Raw genomic sequence first — 20,720 nt, 5'->3', positions numbered from 1 at the left:
ACGGGTGGGCGCGGGAGGCACCCGGCAAGCGCCGGTGAGCGTCCCCACCCGTGCCCGGCCCCAGCGGCCGGCGCCGACTCAGTCCACCTCGGCCACCGCCTGCGCGAACTGCGCCTTGTACAGGCGGGCGTACGCCCCGTCCGCCGCCAGCAGGTCCGCGTGCGCGCCCTGTTCCACGATGGACCCGTTCTCCATCACCAGGATGGTGTCCGCGTCCCGGATCGTGGAGAGCCGGTGGGCGATGACGAACGACGTGCGCCCGTCCGCCAGCTTGGCCATCGCCTTCTGGATCAGGACCTCCGTACGGGTGTCGACGGACGACGTCGCCTCGTCGAGGACGAGGATCGTCGGGTCGGACAGGAACGCGCGCGCGATGGTGATGAGCTGCTTCTCACCGGCGCTGACGCCCGTGCCCTCGTCGTCGATCACGGTGTCGTAGCCGTCGGGCAGGGTCCGGACGAACCGGTCCGCGTGGGCCGCCCGCGCCGCCTCCTCGATCTCGCCCCGGGTGACCTCGCGGGCCGCGCCGTACGCGATGTTCTCCGCGATCGAGCCGCCGAACAGCCAGGTGTCCTGGAGCACCATGCCGATGCCGGCGCGCAGTTCGTCCCGGGACATGCGGGTGATGTCGACGCCGTCGAGGGTGATCCGGCCGCCGGAGACGTCGTAGAACCGCATGAGGAGGTTGACCAGCGTGGTCTTGCCGGCGCCGGTCGGGCCGACGATCGCGACCGTGTGGCCCGGTTCCACCGTCAGGGACAGGTCCTCGATGAGCGGCTTCTCCGGGTCGTAGCGGAAGGAGACGTGCTCCAGGGCGACCCGGCCGCGCAGTTCGGCGGGACGCTCGCCGGGGACCGGGTCGGCCTCCTGCTCCTCCGCGTCGAGGAGTTCGAAGATCCGCTCGGCGGAGGCGACCCCGGACTGCACCAGGTTGGCCATGGAGGCGACCTGGGTCAGCGGCATCGAGAACTGCCGGGAGTACTGGATGAAGGCCTGGACGTCACCGATGGAGAGCGCGCCCGAGGCGACCCGCAGACCGCCGACCACGGCCACCAGCACGTAGTTCAGGTTCGACACGAACATCATCAGCGGCTGCATGACGCCGCTGTTGAACTGCGCCCTGAACCCGGCCTCGTACAGCGCCTCGTTCTGCTCGGCGAACTGCTGCGCCGACTCCTCCTGCCGGCCGAACACCTTCACCAGGGTGTGCCCGGTGTACATCTCCTCGACGTGGGCGTTCAGCTTGCCGGTGGAGCGCCACTGCTGCACGAAGTGCGGCTGCGAGCGCTTGCCGATACGGGTGGCGACCAGGAAGGACAGCGGCACGGTGACCAGGGCCACCAGCGCCAGGAGCCAGGACACCCAGAACATCACGGCGAGCACGCCGATGATGGTGAGCAGCGAGTTGATGAGCTGGCCCATCGACTGCTGGAGGGTCTGCCCGATGTTGTCGATGTCGTTGGTGGCGCGGGAGAGCACCTCGCCGCGCTGCCGCTTGTCGAAGTACGACAGCGGCAGCCGGGACAGCTTCGCCTGGACGTCCTCGCGCAGCCGGTACATCGTGCGGTTGACGGACCGGTTGACGAGCCGGGTCGCCACCGCCATCAGCAGGCCGGCCACCAGGTACGTACAGAGGGCGAAGAGCAGGACGTCGCCGACCTGACCGAAGTCGATGCCCTTGCCCGGCGTGAAGTCGGTGCCCTTGAGCATGTCGGCGACGGTGCTCTGGCCGCGCTCGCGCATGCCCGCCAGCACCTGGTCCTTGGTGATCCCGGCGGGCATCTGCTTGCCGATGACCCCGGCGAAGACCAGGTCGGTGGCCCGGCCGAGGATCTTGGGGCCGATCACGTTCAGGGTGACGCTCGCGACCACGCAGAACAACAGCGCGTAGATCGTGAACTGTTCGGGTTTGAACCGGGCGAGCAGCCGTTTGCCCGAGTTCTTGAAGTCCATCGAGCGCTGGTCGGGGCCGCCCCCGGCCATCATGCGTCCCATGGGCCCGGCCATCAGGCAGCCTCCGCTTCCGTCAGCTGGGAGAGCACGATCTCCCGGTAGGTGTCGTTGCCGGCCATGAGTTCGTGGTGGCGGCCGGTGCCCACGACGCGTCCCTCGTCGAGCACGACGATCCGGTCGGCGTCCCTGATGGTCGCCACCCGCTGGGCGACGATGACGACGGTCGCCTCGGCCGTCTCCTCGGCGAGCGCGGCGCGCAGGGCGGCGTCGGTCGCGTAGTCGAGGGCGGAGAAGGAGTCGTCGAAGAGGTAGATCTCCGGGCGCTGCACGAGGGTGCGGGCGATGGCGAGGCGCTGGCGCTGGCCGCCGGAGACGTTCGTACCGCCCTGGGCGATGGGCGCGTTCAGCCCGCCCTCCAGCTTCTCCACGAAGCCCTTGGCCTGCGCCACCTCCAGCGCGTGCCACAGTTCCTCGTCGGTGGCGTCCGGGTTGCCGTAGCGCAGATTGGTCGCCACGGTGCCGGCGAACAGGTACGGCTTCTGCGGGACCAGGCCGACGGTCTTGGCGAGCAGCTGCGGGTCGAGACCCGAGACGTCCTCCCCGTCCACGAGGACAGCGCCGTCCGTGGCATCGAAGAGGCGCGCCACCAGGCCGAGCAGGGTGGACTTGCCGCTGCCGGTGGAGCCGATGACGGCGGTCACCTCACCGGGCCGGGCCACCAGGTCGACGGACTTGAGCACCGGCTCCTCCGCACCCGGATAGCAGAACCCGGCGGCCCGGATCTCCAGGTGGCCGTGCCGGCGCAGCTCGGTGACCGGCGCGAGCGGCGGGACGACGCTGGACTCGGTGTCCAGGACCTCCTCGATGCGCTCGGCGCAGACCTCCGCGCGCGGCACCATCATGAACATGAAGGTGGCCATCATCACGGACATCACGATCTGCATGAGGTAGGCGAGGAACGCCGTCAGGTCACCGATCGCCATGCCGCCGCTGTCGATGCGGTGCGCGCCGAACCAGACCACCGCGATCGAGGACACGTTCACCGTCGTCATGACGATCGGGAACATCAGCGCGAGCATGTTGCCGGTGGCCAGCTGCATCTCGGTCAGGTCCTTGTTGGCCTTCCCGAACCGGCCCTGCTCGTACTCGTCGCGGACGAACGCGCGGATCACCCGGTTGCCGGTGATCTGCTCGCGCAGCACCCGGTTCACCGTGTCGAGCCGCACCTGCATGGCGCGGAAGAGCGGGCGCAGCCGCCGCACGATCAGGGTCACCGAGATGCCGAGCACGGGTACGACGGCGACCAGCACCCCGGACAGCGGAACGTCCAGGCCGAGGGCGAGCACGATGCCGCCGACACACATGATGGGCGCCGACGCCATCAGCGTGAACGCCATCAGGACCAGCATCTGGACCTGCTGTACGTCGTTGGTCGTACGGGTGATGAGCGAGGGCGCTCCGAAGTGACCTACCTCACGTGCGGAGAAGGACTGCACCCGGTCGAAGACCGCGGCCCGCACGTCCCGGCCGAGCGCGGACGCGGTCCTGGCCCCGTAGTAGACGGCGCCGACGTTGCACACCACCTGGGCGAGCGAGATGCCGATCATCAGCGCGCCGAACGTCAGGATGTAGTCCGTGTCACCCTTCACGACGCCGTTGTCGATGATGTGCGCGTTGAGCGTGGGCAGGTAGAGGGTGGCGCAGGTCTGCAGGAACTGCAGCAGCACCAGGATGGCGATGGGTTTCCGGTAGGGCCTGAGATAGGTCCGCAGAAGTCGTATGAGCACGCTGGTCTCTCGGAGTCGGCGGTGGGGGCGGGTTCGCTTGCCCGGAAGGCGGGGGTCGCTTGCCCTAGGCCCCTATCGTCCGACACTCCACCCGCGTTACCTCAACCGATTAACCCGACAGCGGACGTGCGGCCACCGACGGGAGCGTCCGTTTCGCGGCGGTCACCCCCGGAACGCCCCCGGATGGGTCTGCTCCCGCACCGAGACGAACTGCTGCCGCACCGCCTGCCCGACCGCCAGCTCGTCCCCGGGCTCCAGCACCTGCGCCGCCGCGCCCTGCCACACCGGCGGGGTGCGCGGGTCCAGCGTCCCCTGCGAGACCCCGAGCGCCCAGGCCGCCTGCCGCGCGGCCCCGATGGCCGCGTAGTCCGCCGGCTGCGGTACGACGACCTGCGCGCCGAACAGCATCGGCGCCGCCGCCTGCACCGCCGGCAGCTCGGCGGCCTGTCCCAGCAGGAAGATCCGCCGCACCTCGACACCCCGGCCGCGCAGCACGTCCAGGGCGTCGGCCAGCCCGCACAGCATGCCCTCGAAGGAGGCCCGCGCCAGATGCTCGGCCCGCATCGACTCCCGGCGCAGCCCGGCCAGCGTCCCGGCGGTGTGCGGCAGGTTCGGCGTCCGCTCGCCCTCCAGGTACGGAAGCATGACCAGCCCGTGCGCCCCCGGCGTCGACTTCATCGCCAGGTCGGACAGGGCCTCCAGGTCGGACAGCCCGAGCAGCTCGGCGGTGCCGCGCAGGGCCCGTACGGCGTTGAGGGTGGTGACGACCGGCAGGTGCATTCCGGTGGCGTCGGCGAGCGAGGTGATCATGCCGGAGGTGTCGGCGAGTGCCTCCGGATGCACCGCCATCACCGATCCCGAGGCGCCGAGCGACACCACGGCGTCCCCGAAGCCGAGCCCCAGCCCGAAGGCGGCGGCCATGGTCTCGCCGGTGCCCGCGGAGATCAGCAGTCCTTCCGGCGTCGTACCGGCCGCGTCGGACGGCCCGATCACCTCGGGCAGCATCGTCTGGTGGCCCAGGGCGAGTTCGACGAGGTCGGGCCGGTAGCCGCCGGTGGCCGCCGACCAGTACCCGGTCCCGGAGGCCCCGCCGCGATCCGTGGTCCGCCGCACCGGCCGCCCGAGCAGCTGCCACACCAGCCAGTCGTGGGCCTGCAGCAGGATGGCGGTGCGCCGCGCGTTCTCCGGCTCGGTCCTCGCCAGCCAGCGCAGCTTGGTGACCGGGTGCGCGGCCTGCGGCAGGGTGCCCACCGCCTGCGCCCAGGCCTCCCGGCCGCCCAGCGCGTCGACGAGATCGGCGGCCGCGACCTGGGCGCGCTTGTCGCCGCCGACCATCGCCGGGCGGACGGTGTTGCCCTGCGCGTCCAGCGGGACCAGCGCGTTCTGCTGCGCGGAGACGCCGATGGCCTGCACGCCCTCCAGGAGCCCGCCGCCGGCTGCCTCGCCGAGGGAGAGCAGCCAGGCCTGCGGGTCGACGTCGCTGGGGCGTGCCGCACCCTCCGGCGTGTCGACCGGGTGCGGTGCGTATCCCTGGCGGAGCACCGCGCCCGTGTCCGTGTCGCAGACCACGATGCGCGTGAAATCCGGTGAGCTGTCCAACCCGGCGACTATCCCCATGCCCGAAATTCTGCCGCACGCGCCGCTGTGGTTCGGCCGTGGGCGCCGTAGGGGTTCGCGTGGATCTGCGGGTGCGGGTGCGTCGGGGCTGGTCGCGCAGCTCCCCGCGCCCCTTGGGTGGGGAAGCCCGGCCGGCGCCGGAAAGCGCTGTCAGGTGGTGCCGGTGCCCCAGTCGTCCGCGGCTGCGCCGTTCGGGTGGCGGTCGCGCAGGGAGCGGACGCGGGCCGTGACCGAGTCGGGCATGTGGTCGCCGACCTTCTCGCTCACCGAGTGGAAGGCCCGGCCGGCGTAGACGCGGCCCTGCTGGGCGGCGGTCTCGGCGGTGTTGCGGACGGCCGGGTTCTGAGCGACCTGGCGGGCCGACTTCTTCAGCTGTTCGTAGCGCTCGCGTCCGGCCCGCGTACCGAGCACGTAACCGAGAGCGAGCCCGACGACGAACGTGAGCTTGTAGCGCATGGCGGCCACCCTTCCGACGTGGGGGGAAGTACCGATTGGCGGAGCACCCCCCTGCTTGCGCTAATGTATGTGTCGCAGCGAGCGGGCGCCCCCTGGCGGATACCCAGGACGGTACGTTCGATGCAACGAGGCATTCCTCCGTAGCTCAATTGGCAGAGCAGCCGGCTGTTAACCGGCAGGTTACTGGTTCGAGTCCAGTCGGGGGAGCTCGGTCCTCCGTAGCTCAATTGGCAGAGCAGCCGGCTGTTAACCGGCAGGTTACTGGTTCGAGTCCAGTCGGGGGAGCATGCTGAACGAGGACCCCTTGCGGGGTCCTTTTTCATGCCCGCGGGAACCGCCGGGCCAGCGGCGATGTCCTCAAGGTCGGGAACGTCGCAGATCGCCGACCAGCCGAAGCAGGAGATCGTATGAGCGGCTATGCTGCGGCAGACGGCGCGCACACTTGTACGCGACACGCCGCTATGGGGCGGTAGCTCAGCCGGTTAGAGCAGCGGACTCATAATCCGTCGGCCGTGGGTTCGAGTCCCACCCGCCCCACCAGTGCAGGCCTGTGACCTGAGGAAATTGCTCCGGGCGGCCCGTGACTGCTATCGCGCGCTGAGGACCGAGGATGCGTTCCCTGGGTATCTCGCCGGCCTGCGGGCGGAACTGAAGCGCAGGCGCAAGCTGATGACCATCCTTGACCGGCACGGGCTGTGAAGGGGCTTCGGCAGAGGCCTCGTCGGCGACGGGAGAACGCCCGGTACAGGGACCGCCTCTCCCCGTCGGGAGGCAATTCCGCTGCCGGGCGCCGGAACCGTCAGCCGACCGTGAACCCCTCGAACGAGGCCAGGCCCCGCGCGCCGGTCCAGCCGTTCGCCGCCGTCATGAAGACGCCCACGTCCTGGCTGCCCGCCGGCCCGCCCGGGACGGCGGTGCCGACCGTCGTCCAGGTCACGCCGTCCGTGCTGCACTCACCGGTGTAAGAGCCGCCCGACCGGGTCAGTCGCAGCCGCACCGGCGCGGTGAACGACCCGGACAGCGCGATCGAGTCGAACGTGCCGTTGCCGTCCGAGTCCCAGGACAGCGCGCAGCCGTTGGACGGTGTCACCGCCAGGTTGACGTACCCGGCTGTGCCGTTCGCCGACAGATCGTCGCGGACGACCATCCCCGCGCGGGCCCAGCCGCCGCCGCCCTCCTGGGAGGTGACCGTCACCGTCGCAACCGACCCGTCGGTGAAGGCCCCCGCTCGGTAGACCGTGCCGAACTCGTTGGTGGCGCCCCACAGGTCGGCCCCCGCGCCCTCGATGCCCAGCGCGCCTGCCGCCGACTCGCCGAACACCGCGTCGTTGAAGGAGGCCGTACGGTACGGCTCCCGGACCCCGGTGGCCGCCAGCAGTCGCATGACCGCCACCGCGGAACCCGCGGTGCCGCCCGTCCGGTACGCCGCCGTCGCCGGCACCCGGGACACCAGGTCTCCGGCGGCCGTCCCGGTCAGGCTCACGGTGAAGTCCGCCGAGAACGACTCGCCCGGGGCGACCGACGCCGCGGTCACCGCGCCGGTCGGCCGCGCCGTCATGCCGTCCGGCGCGTCGACCGACAGCGTCACGTCCGTGGCGGCGGCGAAGCCGTTGCGGTTGGTGAACGTCACGGTGACGGCGACCGGCCGCCCGTCCGCCACCGCACCCCGGTCGGCGGACGCGGTGAGCGCGACCTGGTTCGGATCGGCGGCCAGGGTGTCCCGGACCAGCCGGGCGAGCGCATACACGTCGCCGCGCGGGGTCACCGGGTACGCGGTGTGGTCGTGCGCCCAGTCGTCCTCCAACTGGAACCAGTCGACGTTCTCCGGATCCCGCCCCTCCTTCAACGCCTGCGACAGCGTGGCGAAGTACGTCCGCCAGCGGGTCAGGTACAGTCCGCCGACCAGCCCCGACCACTCGCGGTTGGCGTAGTCGTGCAGGCCCTCGTCGCTGCTCGGCCGCCCGGCCCAGGTGGTGATGATCGACCGGGCGTCGTACTCCAGGCGGTCCTTCTCCTCTTTCGTCGCTCCCCAGGAGCGCGCGTCGGCCAGCCAGCGTCCCAGCAGTCGCTGCCCGCTGGTGCCCACCACCCTGTCCATCAGCCGCATCCAGTCCAGCCACACGTCACCCAGCTGGTCGAAGCGACGGCGGTCGCCGGCCTCGTACGCCGCCTTGATCAGCGGCAGCAGCACCCTGCTGCGGTTGGACAGCACCTGCCGGGCGACGTCCGCCAGGTCGAAGCGGTAGGCCGAGCTGCCGCGCAACGCGGGTGCGACGCGCAGCAGTTCGGTGAGCGCGGTGTCGAAGACCGTGGTGTCGTAGCGGTCGGCCGACGGCCCCCAGGCGGCGGCCTTGTCGGCGCCCAGGCTCGGCCGGGCGCCGAACAGCCCGTCGGGGGCCTCGCTCCAGGCGTCGGCGCGGCTCATGCCGTACGCGGTGTCACGGATCGTCCGCCAGGCCGCCACGGCGTGCGGGTCAGCGGCGCCGTACCGGGAGACGGCGTACGCGGTGAACCACTCGTCCAGGTCGATGCCGCCGGGCGTCCACGCCAGATCGGTGAGGAGCGCCAGCGCGGGCGCGTTGTTGTCGGCACCCTCGGGCATCGCCGCGATCCCGGCGAGCGCGCTGCCCTCCTTGTCGCGCCATTCCGGGTACAGGTCCACCCAGTCGGGGGCGTTGGCGCCGATGGGGGTGTGCCCGCCGAAGTTCCAGATGCTGCCGAACGCGTACGGCGTCCCGCCCCAGTCGCTCTCGCGGTCGGTGACGGTGGTGTAGCGGTCCGACAGGCCGTCGACGATGAACATGCCGCTTCGGTCGACGCCCTTCAGCAGTTCGGCGGACGGGTTGGTCTGCCAGCCCAGGATCGCCCAGATCGCGCCCGGGTGCGCCGTGCGCAGGGCCGCCTCGACGGACCTGGCTGCTTCTCCGACCGGCACGTCACCGGCGTTGCCGCCCTCGTGCAGCAGGTCCATCTTGTACATGCCGCTGTCGCCGAACCGCCGTGACTGGTTGCGGTAGAAGGCTGCCGCCACCTTGGCAAAGGCGTCCGTGCGGGGGTCGAGCCAGTCCGGGCGCTTGAAGGCACCCCAGGTGCCCTGGGCGACGACCGCCGCGTCGCCGCCGTACGCGGCTGGGAAGTCGTCGGGGACGGTGCCGAAGTAGCCGGGCAGCACCGGTGTCATGCCGAGTTCGCGCACCCGGTCGACGATCTTCCGGGCGAGGTCGGCGCGCTGCTCGATGAGCCGCCGGGACACCGGACCGCCGAAGCCCGACATGTTCTGGAGCAGCCACCAGGGCTGGTGGGCGGGCGCTGGGATCCAGGACCGCAGCGCGGCGTCCGTGTAGCCGAACTGCCGGAACGTGTCGTAGTAGACCGCGTCGCCGCCGATGTAGACCAGCACCGCGTTGACGCCGTGCACGGCGAGCACGTCGAGTTCCCGCTCCCACGCGTCCCAGGTCCGGTACGGGCCCGTGTAGCCCTCGTTGGTGTCGTTGAAGGCGAAGCGGTGCGGAACGTTCGCGGCGCCGCTGATCTCCCCGGGGGGCGCGGGTAGCAGCCGGGGGAGGTCCAGTTGCTCGCCGTTCCAGGAGACGGAGGCGGACGCGACGGTGCGCAGATAGGTGTGGAAGCCGGTCAGCAGCACCGCCGGGCTGGTGCCGTCGACGGTGATCCGCCCCGCCCGGCCGGTGACCCGGTACCGGTCGGGGCCGCCCGCGGGGCCGACCGCCCGCAGGGTGACCTGCCCGTGGTGCCCGGGTACCAGCCGCCGCAGCGCGGCGGCCGCGGGCGCGGTGTCGAACAGAGTGCCCGCGGCGTGGGCCGTCGGCGTGCGGGTGAGCCAGGCCGCGCCGCCCAGCGCGACGGCGCCGGTGAGCACCCGTCTGCGGGTGACGCCTTGATCGGTGTCGTTCATCTGCGTCCTTCCTGACGCGCGGTCATACGACCGTCATGGCGAACACATGCAGGGCGGGTACTCCCGACACCAGGCCGTCACTGACCCGCGGCAGCACCAGGGAGGCCAGCTCCTTGTCCTGGAGGTCGACCCCGAAGGTGAAGAGACTGACCGGGTTGTCGTCCCGGCCCGTGGCGATGTGCCGGTACGGCAGCACCACGGCCGCCGCCGGGTTCGCCCCGTACCAGTCGGGGACGGAGACGGAGAACGTCTGCCGGGTCCCGTCGGCGTAGACCACCGTGCCGTCCCCCGCGCCCAGGCCCCAGGTGCTGGTGCCGAGGAAGGCCAGCCGGGAGCCGGAGCCGGACAGCAGCACCGTCTGGCCGGAGCAGACCACGTTGTCGTGGTTGCCGGGCGCGGTGCCCGGCCAGGTGAAGTCCACTCCGTCGTACGTCACCACGGCGCCCGGGGTCAGCCCGGCCGACGCGAGCGCCTGGGCGGACAGGCTGGATGCCGAGCCGTCGATGTTCGCGACCGTCAGGGCGTCGTCGGAGGCGATGCCCGCGTTGTCGAAGGCGCCGGGCAGCGACCGGTAGGGCAGGAGCGCGGAGGACGAGGCGCGGACGCAGTCGCTGCCCGACCGGTGCACGTCGAACAGGGCGTGCGCGAGGAACGGGACCTCGCCCTCGGCGTCGGCGGCCAGCGTCGTCCGGAAGCGACGGGTCACGGACGCGCCGGACCTCAGGTCACCGAGGGGGATCGCACGTGCCGAGCCGCCCGCGGCCAGGTACAGCACAGTGCCGCGCAGTGTGATCGCCGTGCTGTTGGTGAATGTCGAGGTGAGTGTCACCGCGGACCCAGCGGCGGGGGAGTCGGGCGACACGGTCAGCGACACGGGCGGGTTGAGGAAGTCCTCGTCGGCCCGGTACGTCATGACGCCTCCACGGTGAAGTGGTCGAATACCGAACGGATCGTCGTGCCCGGGTAGTTGGTGTTGACGGCGCTCGCGACGACGCCGGCGTCACCGGTCCCGCCCGCCGACGGCACGGTGGCGCTGCCGACCTCGTCCCACGCCAGCCCGTTGCCGGTGGTGTACGCGGTGACGGTCGTACCGGAGCGCACCAGCCGCAGCCAGCACGGGTGGGAGGAACCGCCGCCGCCCGCCCAGGTGTCGAGCCGGCCGTCGCCGTCGCTGTCGGTCATGAACTCCACGCCGTACTGGGCCGACATGGTCAGGACCGCGTAGCCGCCCTTCGCCGGGTCGGTGAGGTCGTCGGCGATCGCGATGCCGGACTTGGCGACCGGGTTGTCGCTCCCGGTCAGGCTCATCACCTCCGCCTGGACCATGCAGGACGTGGAGGTGGCGCCCGGAAGGTAGATCACGCCCTTCTCGTCGGTGCCGCCGGACAGGTCCCGGCCGCCCGCCCAGATCGCCAACTGGGTCCCGAACTGGCCGTACTGGCTGCCGTCGGCGGTGGAGAAGGTCCGGTACGGGTCCCGCACACCGTTGGGTGTGTAGGGCACGGTGATCGTTTTGGCGGCGCGGGCGCAGTCGCTGCTGCGCCCGCGGACGTCGAACACGGCGTGGGCGGTGAACGACACGTCACCGGCGACATCGGACGGCATGGTGGTGCGCCAGCGGCGGGTGACGGTGGCGCCGGGCCGAAGGCCGCCGAGCGGGATCGTCCGGGTGGCCGTCTCGGCGCCCGGGTCGATCAGGTACAGCACGGCGCCCTTGAGGGGGAAGAGACAGTCGTTGGTGAGGGCGGCGGTCGCCGTCACCGTGTCACCGCCGGCCGGCTCGGCGGGTTCGGTGGTGACGGTCAGCGTGGGCCCGAGGGTGTCGAAGGCGGTGTCCGTCACGGCGCTCACCGGACCCAGTCGATGGTGAACGTGTTGGCGATGTCGCTGGGCAGCGACGACGGGACGGTGAGGTGGATTTTTCCGTCCGAGCGGGTCCAGCGCACCGGCTCCCGGCTGCCCAGCAGCCGGATCCGCGACCCGGAACTGACGGGTATGTCGCCGGGCAGCGACAGGGTGCCGCTCGGGGCGCCCAGCACGATCACGTTGAACCTGCCCGGTGTCACCGTGTAGCGAATGCCGAGCGGGCTGCCCGTCTCCTCGGCCCGCAGCCAGGGCGTCGAGCCGTAGACGGCGGGGCCGTTGACGTCGAGCCAGGCGCCGATGTCCCGCAGCCGCTGCTGCATGACGGCCGGGATGGTGCCGTCCGGCTTGGGGCCGATGTTCAGCAGCAGGTTGCCGTTCTTGCTCACCACGTCCGCGAGCAGGTGGATCAGGTACTCCGAGGTCTTGTAGTCCTCGTCCGTCTCGAACTTGTTGTAGCCCCAGGAGTAGCCCATGGTGATGCAGCACTCCCACTTCTGCGGATCCATCGTGGGGTTCGTGCGCTGCTCGTACGTCGCGAAGTCGTAGTGCGTGTCGAAGCGGTCGTTGACCACGACGCCCTTCGGCCGGGGCCGGTTCTTGGCCTTGTTGTAGTAGTGGGCCATCGGCTCTTCGCTGCGCCACGGCGTGGTGTCGGTCTTGCGGAACCACTGGCCGTCCGCCCACAGCAGCTCGGGGTCGTAGCGGTCGATGATCTCGTAGAGCTGTTTGAGCTCGTAGTCGCCGACGTAGTCCGCGACCTCCTTGTACCCGACCATGGGGATCTCCTGGTCGGTGTAGAAGTTGCGCATAGGCCTGCCGAGCGCGGGGTTGAAGAACTCGCCGAGCGAGTAGTACAGCCCGGGGCGTACGGTGCCGCGTCTGCGGGCCGCCGCCATCAGCTCGCCGACCAGGTCCCGCTTCGGCCCGTACTTCCCGGCGTGCCGGTCCGTCACCGCGCTGGGGAAGAGGGCGAACCCGTCGTGGTGCTTGCTGGTCAGCGCGAAGTACTCGGCGCCGGCCTGCTCGAAGAGACGCACCCAGGAGTCGGGGTCGTAGTTCTCCGCGGTGAACCGCGGGATGAAGTCGTCGTAGACGAAGTCCGCACCGTAGGTGTCGCGGTGGTAGGACCACGTCTGGTTGTCCTTGTAGCTCTGGTACCACAGGTACCACTCCGCGGCCATCTGCCGGGCGGAGCCCGCCGGGACCGAGTACACGCCCCAGTGGACGAAGATGCCGAACTTGGCGTCCTTGTACCAGCGCGGTACGGGGTGGGTGTCCAGGGACTGTCTGGTGGCCTGGTAGTCGGGGATGCCGCCGGCGATCGCGTGGGCGGCACCCGGCGGGGCGAGCAGGACGGCTCCGCCGAGCGCGGTGGCCGTACCGAGGAACTGCCTGCGGCTTACTGCCATGGGAGTTGCTGCCTTTCGACGGGAGACTCAGGTGACTTGGGAGACTCAGGAGACGGTGAAGGCGTCGAAGACGGCCGAGGTGACCTGGCCGGGGTAGTCGAGGTCGACCGCGCTGGCGACCAGACCGGCGTCCTCGGACGCGGTGGCGGACGCGGAGGGGAGGACAACGGTCCCGATGTGCAGCCAGTGGGCGCCGTCCGTGCTCGCGTACGCGATGCAGGTGGTGCCGTCACGGGTCAGCCGCAGCCAGGCGGGGTGGTAGGAAGCGCCGCCGCCGGCCCAGGTGTCGAGGCGGCCGTCGCCGTCGCTGTCGGTCATGAACTCCACGCCGTACTGGGCCGACATGGTCAGGACGGCGTAGCCGCCCTTGGCCGGGTCGGTGAGGTCGGCAGCGAGGGCGATCCCGGCCTTCGCGGACGGGCCGCTGCCGGTCTGGGTCACCACGCGGGCGGTGACGCTGCCGGAGGCCGAAGCGGCGCCGGGCAGGTAGACCGCCGCCTTCTCGTCCTTCCAGCCGGACAGGTCCTGGCCCGCCGCCCAGATGGCGAACTGGTCGCCGTTCTGGGCGTATTGGGCGTCCGGGGCGGTGGAGACGGTCAGGTACGGTGCCCGCACCCCCGTGGGCACGGGAACGACCGTTCCGTCCACGCTGTCGGTGGTGTGCCGGACCCGTCCGTCCTGGCGGAACGACGAGGTGACGCCGATCTGCTGAGTGCCCCAGGTCGCGTCGGCCGGCGGGGTGACGGTCCAGGTGACGGTCGTGCTCTCGCCGGGCCCGAGCGTACGGCGGCCCTGGCCGAGCGGGTGCGCGGTCCAGCCGGGCGGCAGGTCGAGGCGGGTGCGCAGGTCCGTGACGGCGGAGCCGCCGGTGCCGGTGACGGTCGCCGTCACGTCCGTGCCCTGCCCGGGGCGCAGCTCCGGCCGGTACGGGGTGAGCCGGACCCGGGCTGCCGTACAACCGGCCGCCGCCCCAAGGGTGTTGAGGTCGACCGCGTCGGCGAGCGCCTTCAGCCCGGTGTCGTTCGGGTGGAGATGGTCGCCGGAGTCGTACGCGGCTGCGTACCGGGTCGGTTCGTCCGGGTCCCGGACCGCCCGGTCGAAGTCGGCGACCGCGTCGAAGACCCCGCCGGAGTCCCGGACGAAGGCGTTGACCTCGGTCCGTTCGCCCTCCTTGGCCTCGCTCCAATGGTCGCCGTAGCCGTTGTAGGGGACGATCGTGGCGCCGACGACCCTGAGACCGCGGGCGTGGGCGCGGCGGGCGATCTCCGTGAGGCCGTCGATGAGTTGGCCGGCGGTGGCGGTCTCGCGGATGAGGTCGTTGACGCCTTCGGCGACGATCACCGTACGGGCGCCCGGCTGGGACAGCACGTCGCGCTCCAGCCGGTCCAGGGCCGACGGGTTGCCGTCGACGCCTGCCGTGACCTGGTTGCCGCTGATGCCCGCGTTCAGCACCCCGGCGGGTGCCGTGCACTCGCCGAGCCGGGCGGCCAGGTAATCGGGCCAGCGGCGGTTCGTGTTCGCCGTGGACGCCGCCCCGTCGGTGATCGAGTCTCCGAGCGCGACCACCGCGCCCCGCGCCGGACCACCGCGCACGTCGACTCCGGTCAGGAACGGGAAGGTGGAGTCGGCCACCGAGAACGCGCCCCCGGCCCGGTCGGCGGCATGGTCGCCGCCGCCGTCCGATGTCCAGTACACGGTCTGCAGCCCGTACCAGTGCTGGCTGACGTGGGTCAGCCGGCCGGGGAAGTACAGGCTGACCACGAGGTCACGGCCCGCCGGTACGGTCAGCCGGACTGGATCGCTCGTCGCCTGCCCGCCGGCCGGAATCGTCAACCGGCCCTTGCCCGCGAAGGACAGCGGCCGGGGCGCGACGACGTCGGCCCCGCCCGCCCGTCGTCCGACGGTGGCATGACCGATCGTCAGTGCGTCGGTGGTGAAGCCGTTGGTCAGCCGGATCCGTACGCTCGTTCCGCCCGCGCTGACGTGGACGGGGATACGCACGGTCACCTCCGAGGTGCCCGGGTCGTACGAGGCATGCTGGGCGGTGGCCCAGGTGCCGGTCCAGCCGGGCCGGCCCTCGGCATGGGCCGGTACGGGCAGCAGCGCGAGCAGGACGGCCGCGGCCAGGGCGCGGGGCCACGAGGACCACCTCATGCCGGACCTCCCGTGCAGGTCACCTTCGCGTCGGCCCAGTCGGCGTGGTCGAGTGCGTTGCCGTCACCGGCGTCCGAGACGTCGAGTTCGAGCCGCCGGGCGCCGGTGACGGCAACGTCGATCGTCTTCGTCGGGGTGTCGCGGTCCACGGTCCCGCTCTCGTACACCGGGACGCCGTCGGCGAGGACGGTGTAGGCGACGGTCGCGGGGCCGTCCGAGCGGCCGTACGTCTCCTGGTCCAGGCCCAGGTCGGCGTGGAAGGCGGTGCAGGTGCCGCCGAGCCAGACCTGGACGGCGCTGGCGGCGTGCGTGCCGAGGCCCTTGGCGTAGGTGACGTCGTGCAGCCGCAGCGGCAGACCGTCGCCCTGTCCGTTCTCCCCGTTGGACTGGTCGCGTTCGACCGGTCCCCAGCCGTTGCTGCTCGACTGGAAGGGCAGGTCGCTGATGTGGTGTTCGCCCGCCGTCAGAGGTGGCGGCTGGGCGGCCAGCACCCGCTCACCGGTGACCGAGCCGCCGTCGAAGGCGGCTCTCGCCTTCAGGACGAGGGTGGCGCCGGTCGGCTGGGACGCCGGAACGGTGACCTGCCAGGCCGCGGTGGCGGTGGCCCCCGGTCGGACGGTGCCGGTCCCGGCCGGGCCGTCCGGATCCGCCGTCCAGCCGTCGGGAAGGCCGAGGCCCAGGGCGGTGCCGTGCAGCGCACTGCCGGTGCGGGGCACGGCGACGGTGGCGGTGACCCGGTAGGTGCGGCCCGGCTCGACCGTGTCGGGGGAGTCGAGCGTGACCGTGGCCGGGGTGACCGGGGCGGCGTAGACGGCGAGGTCGTAGCCGGGTGCCCGGACGTCGGGGACCTTCAGGGAGGAGGTGACGTCGCCGAGTTCGGTCAGGCTCACTTTGCCGAGCCCACCGGTGGTGCCGTCCTCGTTCCAGGAGGCGATGGCGATGGTGTTGCGGCCGTCGGCGCGCAGGATGCCGTTCGGGACGGGGAAGGTGTGCTGCGGGCCGGTGTCGTTGACGTACTGGCCCATCAGCCAGCCGTTGACGTAGATCAGCGCCCGGTAGTTCCGGTCGGCGGCGTCGTCGATCGTGACGCCGACCGAGACGTCCTGGCCCTTGGGCAGCCGGCTGGTGAACGTCGTGCGGTACCAGGCGATGCCCGGGGTGCGGTCGGAGGAGGGAAGGCCGACGGCGGTCCAGTCACGGTCCGGATAGCCGGGGAGCATCCAGCCGGACCGCTCGCCGTACAGGCCGCCGGTGTTCATGCCGCCGCGGGCGGTGTCCACCGGCTGCTCGCCGCCGCGGGCGCCCTGGATCCGCCAGGTGATCTGGGCGTCGGAGCCGGAGAGGTAGGCGGTGGTCAGGCCGCGGGGTTGCTTGTGGTCGTCGCCGGCGTAGTCGAAGTCCTCGTTGTGGCCCATCGTGCCGACCAGGACGGAGACGACGTTGTCGGCGCCCTTGCGTAACAGACCGCTGTCGAGCGGGAAGGTGTGCCGGCCGGTCTGACTCGTCCCGGCGAACTCTCCGTTGATCCACACCGAGTACACACCGACCGCCTGCGAGGAGGTGTCGGGGTTGGTCGCGTAGGCGGTGAGGGAGAGGGACTTCTCGGTGCCGGTCGCCGTGAAGTGGCCGCGGTACCAGACGTAGCCGTAGTGGTAGCCGTACTCGTCCTGGTACAGGACGGGCAGGGTGCCGGGCCGGGTCGGGTTGTCGGTGGTCGGTCTGTCGGCGTACGTCCAGGAGGAGTCGTCGAAGCCGACGGAGGCCTCCGGGGTCCCGGCGGACTTCTTCCAGTGGGTGAGCGCGGGCAGGGTGACGTCCTTGGGGCCTGGTACGGAGCCGAGCAGGCTGCCGGACGCGGTGCGGCGGACGGCGACGGGGCTGCCGTTCCAGGTGACGTGCCGGACGGCGGGGGAGGCGAAGGCCTCCAGCGGGCCCGTGCGCGCGGCGTCGCCGGTCAGTGTGAGGGTGTCGCCGTGCACGGCCGACGTGCGGACCAGTTCCGTGCCCCGCACGAGCGTCGAGCCGTCCGGCCGCCAGAAGCCGGCCGCCTGGTCGTCGGTGCCGATGAGCAGGAGAAGGTCGGGTCGGCCGCCGCCGTGGACGAGCACCCGGGTGAGGCCGGCGTGCGTGTAGTCGAGCCTGAGGTCGCCGCGGCCGGCGTCCCAGGTGGCCTCGGCCTTGCCGTCCAGCACCGTCACGCGGGGTTTCGCGGAGTAGCGCAGCACGGTCTGTCCCGGGTCGCCGTCGCCGCCGTACAGCACGGCGACGTCCTTCGCGCCGGCTCTCGTGCTGGTCATCAGTTCGCTGGTGGAGTAGACGAGGCGCTGTCCGCCGAGGTCGTATCCGGCGACGAGGATCTTGCCGGTCTGCCCGTGCAGCCGCACGCTCACCGGGTAATCGCCGTCCGGCGTCGGCCAGTTGAGCGTGGTGGTCGTGTCGGTCGCGGACATCGCGTCGGTGTGCCGGAGGTAGAGGAACCGGGTCCCGGTGTCCGGGTTGGCGCGGGCCGTGACGCTCACGTCGGGGTCGGAGGGGGCGGGTGCCGTGGCGGGTCCGGTCTCGGTGAGCGGGGCGGTGGTGGTGTAGAAGAGGCCCTGCCGTTTGAGTTCGTCGTAGTCGGCGCCGGTCTGCCGGGCCTCGGTGATCGGTGCCCCGTAGTCGTACGACGTGTAGACCTGCCGGGGGTCGGCGAGCCATCCCCAGTTGGTGCCGCCGTAGGCCATGTACAGGTTCTCGATCGTCGTGCCCTGCATGATCTCGGCCTTGTTGACGATCTTCTGGTAGGCGGGACCGACCGTCTTGCGGCAGGTGTCGTACCCGGTGTCGCCCCAGGTCTGGAACCAGCCGGTGCCCGCCTCCAGGACTGCCAGCGGCTTGGTGCCGTCGGGCCGGGTCAGCTCGGGGACCCACCACTGGCCCTTGCAGAAGGTGTTGTACTGGTCCAGCGTGCCGACGAAGTCGAGTCCCTCGCCGCCCGCGTACTGCGGCTCCGGCTCGTTGCCGACCAGTGGCACGGTGATCCCGTCGGACCGTGCCTGTCTGCTCAGGTCGACTACGTACTCCCGGCCGTCCGGGTCGTACAGTTCGTTCTCCACCTGGTAGAGCAGCACCGGCCCGGTCCCGTTGCTGACCTGGTGGCGGGCGAGGATCGCGTCGATGTGCCGCAGCCACTCGCGGGCCGCGTCCAGGTACGCGGGGTCGGTCGAGCGGGCCCGGGCCTTCTGGGTGAGCAGCCAGCCGGGGAAGCCGCCGCCGTCCGTCTCGGCGTTGATGTAGGGGCCCGGGCGGGCGATGACGTAGAGCCCGGCCTCCTGGGCCATGTCGAGGAGCGTGTCGACGTCGCGGATGCCGGTGAAGTCGTACTGGCCCTTCGTCGGTGAGTGGTAGGCCCAGTCGAAGTAGATCGAGACGGCGTTCATGCCGCTCGCCTTCATCTTCTGCAGCACGTCCCGCCACAGGCCGGGGCTGGGCAGGCGCCAGTAGTGGAACTCGCCGGACCACAGCAGGACCCGTTTGCCGTCGATGGTGACGGAGTACTTGTCGTAGGCGATCCGATGGACCGTCGGGGCGGTCTGCGTGGCCGCCCGAGCCGCCGGGACCGACGGCAGTGCGGCGGTGAGGGGGAGGGCCATGACGGTGGCCAGCGCCCAGGCCAGCGCGGTGTGCAGGCGTCTGCGTCCGCTCATGACGTCAGCGCCTTCACGACGGCCGTCCGCGCCGCCTCGATGTCGGTGACGTCCTTCGTGCGGCCGTCCAGTCCGCGCGTCGCCGTCGTGAGGGCGTCGGTCAGGGCCGCGCTGTCCTTGTCGTCGACCTCCTTCTTCCGCAGCTCGTCGACGAGCTCGAAGTCCTCGATGCCCTCCTTGAGCTGCTCCCAGCGGATGCTGGACATCGGGCCGTTCTTGCCGGGGTAGACCAGGTACTCGTCCCCCTGGCTGAAGATGTGGACGGGCTGGGTGAAGGGGTCGGCGGTCCAGCTGTTGTACGACCAGCGCAGGAAGCCGTCGAGGTGGCGTTGCGCGGCGATCCACGGGAGCATCCGGGCCTCGACCGCGGGGGAGTAGGACAGCGTGTTGGGGTGGGCGGGCGCGCCGTAGACGTAGAAGGTGGTGATCTTGCCGGCCCTGCGGCGCTCCTCGGCCGTCTCGGCCGTCATCTGGTCGATGGTGTCCCAGCTGACGGACAGGTCCGAGGCGAGGCTCTCGTCGCTGACCGAGCCGGCCACCGAGATACGGTCGTCGAAGGCCGGGGCGACCTCGTGGACGAAGTCCTTCACCACCGTCATGGTGCCCACCGGCCGTTCGTCGAAGGACAGCCAGGTGTGGTCCAGCCAGCCTTTCGCCGTGACGTGCTGCTCGAAGGCGGGCAGGAAGGCGCCCCACGCCTCGCGCCAGCGGTCGCCGTCCAGGTCGACGTTCTCGTAGACGGTCCTGCCAGTGCGGGTGTCGGTGTAGGTGAGGTGTTCGCCGTCCTGGAAGGCGAGCATCGAGAAGGCTCCGATGTCCGGTCCGAGGCCCGCCTTCAGCGCCGTGCGGACGTACTTGTCCCAGCGCGAGAAGTCGAAGGAGAACCGGCTGCCGTCCCACTTCCAGGCGACCATGCTGGAGTACGGGGTGGCGGTCTGCGACTGGCGGGTGCCCAGCGACCACTGGTGGTGCCAGGGGTTGTCGACGATCGTGGTGTTGATGACCTTCTGGCCGCGGCTCGCCAGGTCCCTGTCGTAGGCCTCGATCAGCTTCCAGTGGTCGTCCGACCAGAGTTCCACCCCGCTGTTCAGGGCCATGGTCTCGGGCTGGGCCCAGACGTCGAGGAAGAAGCTGTAGTCCTTCGGGTCAGGCACGGCGGCGTCGGCGACCTGGACCGAGAGCGGGTAGGTGACCTTCGTGCCGTCGTCGGCGGTGACCGTCACGGCGCCGGTGTAGGTGCCGGGCTTCGCGGTCTTCGGGATGTGGAAGGTGAACCAGAGCGGCTGCGCCGCATAAGCGGGCACGTCGACCGAGGTGCCCTCCGCCAGGGGGTCACCGACCACGTCCGGGTTCCGGTCGCCGGAGACCTCGGTCGCGGAGCTGACCTGGTCGATGGTGGCCGACCAGTCCATCTCGCTCTTCGAACGCTGCACGGGTACGTACTTCACGAACCGCACCTGGGTGCTCCGGCCGGAGATCCGAGCCCCGCCGGGTCCGGTGAGGTCGCCTACGCTCGCCTTCACGTCGCGCAGGGGGTGCCCGGAGGCGATGGCGAGCTGCGCGGACACCTGCTCGTTGCGGACGGCGGACAGGGCGAGGTCCTTGGTGTCCTTGCCCTGTATGGCGGTGGTCGGGTAGCGGGGGACCCGTACCTCGGCGGAGGAGGCGAAGGAACCGGTGGGCACCCAGGTGATGGTGTTCCTGGTGCCCATGGCATCGGCGACCTTGACGGTCAGCCAGGTGGTGGTCTGTCGGGAGTTGGCGTCGCTGCTGCTGCCGCCGGAGCCGGCGACGGCTGTCGTGGTCGCGGCCACGACGACTCCGGCGACGAACGCGGCAGCGGCGACCAGGGGAATGCGTGCCATGGTGATCGGGGCCC

At 71.2% G+C, this 20,720-nt stretch carries 11 protein-coding genes and 3 tRNA genes; 3 read left to right on the top strand and 11 right to left on the bottom strand.

Features of this window, described 5'->3' with window-relative positions:
* Nucleotides 1–78: 78 nt before the first annotated feature.
* From AB0M11_RS13500 to AB0M11_RS13485, 4 genes are all read right to left on the bottom strand, one after another.
* A complete protein-coding gene (locus AB0M11_RS13500) occupies nt 79–2,007 on the bottom strand; it encodes an ABC transporter ATP-binding protein (RefSeq protein WP_365704672.1) in 1,929 nt (642 codons plus the stop codon).
* Nucleotides 2,007–3,740 (bottom strand): ABC transporter ATP-binding protein, encoded by a 1,734-nt coding sequence (locus AB0M11_RS13495; RefSeq protein ID WP_365704669.1) that lies wholly within the window; start codon nt 3,738–3,740, stop codon nt 2,007–2,009. Before AB0M11_RS13495 ends, AB0M11_RS13500 begins: the two co-directional genes overlap by 1 nt.
* Before the next feature lie 162 nt (nt 3,741–3,902).
* Nucleotides 3,903–5,357, bottom strand: coding sequence for an FGGY family carbohydrate kinase (locus AB0M11_RS13490; RefSeq protein ID WP_365704666.1), 1,455 nt, complete (start codon nt 5,355–5,357; stop codon nt 3,903–3,905).
* 150 nt (nt 5,358–5,507) lie between these two features.
* Nucleotides 5,508–5,813, bottom strand: coding sequence for a YtxH domain-containing protein (locus AB0M11_RS13485; RefSeq protein ID WP_365704664.1), 306 nt, complete (start codon nt 5,811–5,813; stop codon nt 5,508–5,510).
* A gap of 134 nt (nt 5,814–5,947) precedes the next feature.
* Between AB0M11_RS13485 and AB0M11_RS13480 the strand changes: the two genes are divergently transcribed.
* The 3 genes from AB0M11_RS13480 (at nt 5,948) to AB0M11_RS13470 (ending at nt 6,353) form a co-directional block, all read left to right on the top strand.
* Nucleotides 5,948–6,020 (top strand) — tRNA-Asn (locus AB0M11_RS13480).
* A gap of 5 nt (nt 6,021–6,025) precedes the next feature.
* Nucleotides 6,026–6,098: transfer RNA gene (locus tag AB0M11_RS13475), tRNA-Asn, on the top strand.
* 178 nt (nt 6,099–6,276) lie between these two features.
* Nucleotides 6,277–6,353 (top strand) — tRNA-Ile (locus tag AB0M11_RS13470).
* Between the two features lie 259 nt (nt 6,354–6,612).
* Here AB0M11_RS13470 and AB0M11_RS13465 read toward each other — a convergent pair.
* Genes AB0M11_RS13465 through AB0M11_RS13435 form a run of 7 tightly spaced genes read right to left on the bottom strand, consistent with a single transcriptional unit; the run spans nt 6,613 to nt 20,706 of the window.
* Nucleotides 6,613–9,726 carry an alpha-N-acetylglucosaminidase TIM-barrel domain-containing protein gene (locus AB0M11_RS13465; protein WP_365704661.1) on the bottom strand — a complete coding sequence of 1,038 codons (3,114 nt, stop codon included), beginning with the start codon at nt 9,724–9,726 and terminating at the stop codon, nt 6,613–6,615.
* Between the two features lie 22 nt (nt 9,727–9,748).
* Nucleotides 9,749–10,639, bottom strand: a complete 891-nt coding sequence (locus tag AB0M11_RS13460) for a beta-glucosidase (RefSeq protein ID WP_365704659.1) — start codon at nt 10,637–10,639, stop codon at nt 9,749–9,751.
* Nucleotides 10,636–11,577: a hypothetical protein gene (locus AB0M11_RS13455; protein ID WP_365704657.1), complete on the bottom strand. Its 942-nt coding sequence runs from the start codon at nt 11,575–11,577 to the stop codon at nt 10,636–10,638. Before AB0M11_RS13455 ends, AB0M11_RS13460 begins: the two co-directional genes overlap by 4 nt.
* Nucleotides 11,574–13,001: an alpha-L-fucosidase gene (locus AB0M11_RS13450; protein ID WP_365704655.1), complete on the bottom strand. Its 1,428-nt coding sequence runs from the start codon at nt 12,999–13,001 to the stop codon at nt 11,574–11,576. Before AB0M11_RS13450 ends, AB0M11_RS13455 begins: the two co-directional genes overlap by 4 nt.
* 45 nt (nt 13,002–13,046) lie before the next feature.
* Nucleotides 13,047–15,155 carry a GDSL-type esterase/lipase family protein gene (locus tag AB0M11_RS13445; RefSeq protein ID WP_365704652.1) on the bottom strand — a complete coding sequence of 703 codons (2,109 nt, stop codon included), beginning with the start codon at nt 15,153–15,155 and terminating at the stop codon, nt 13,047–13,049.
* The gene (locus AB0M11_RS13440; protein ID WP_365704650.1) at nt 15,152–18,841 is read right to left on the bottom strand and encodes a beta-galactosidase; all 3,690 of its coding nucleotides are present in this window, start codon (nt 18,839–18,841) and stop codon (nt 15,152–15,154) included. The genes AB0M11_RS13445 and AB0M11_RS13440 overlap by 4 nt, the downstream gene beginning before the upstream one ends.
* Nucleotides 18,838–20,706 carry a glycoside hydrolase domain-containing protein gene (locus tag AB0M11_RS13435; RefSeq protein ID WP_365704648.1) on the bottom strand — a complete coding sequence of 623 codons (1,869 nt, stop codon included), beginning with the start codon at nt 20,704–20,706 and terminating at the stop codon, nt 18,838–18,840. The genes AB0M11_RS13440 and AB0M11_RS13435 overlap by 4 nt, the downstream gene beginning before the upstream one ends.
* Nucleotides 20,707–20,720: the final 14 nt, after the last annotated feature.

The organism is Streptomyces sp. NPDC051987 (genome assembly GCF_040680735.1).
Taxonomy (GTDB): domain Bacteria; phylum Actinomycetota; class Actinomycetes; order Streptomycetales; family Streptomycetaceae; genus Streptomyces.
This window is presented reverse-complemented; position numbering and strand designations above follow the sequence as displayed.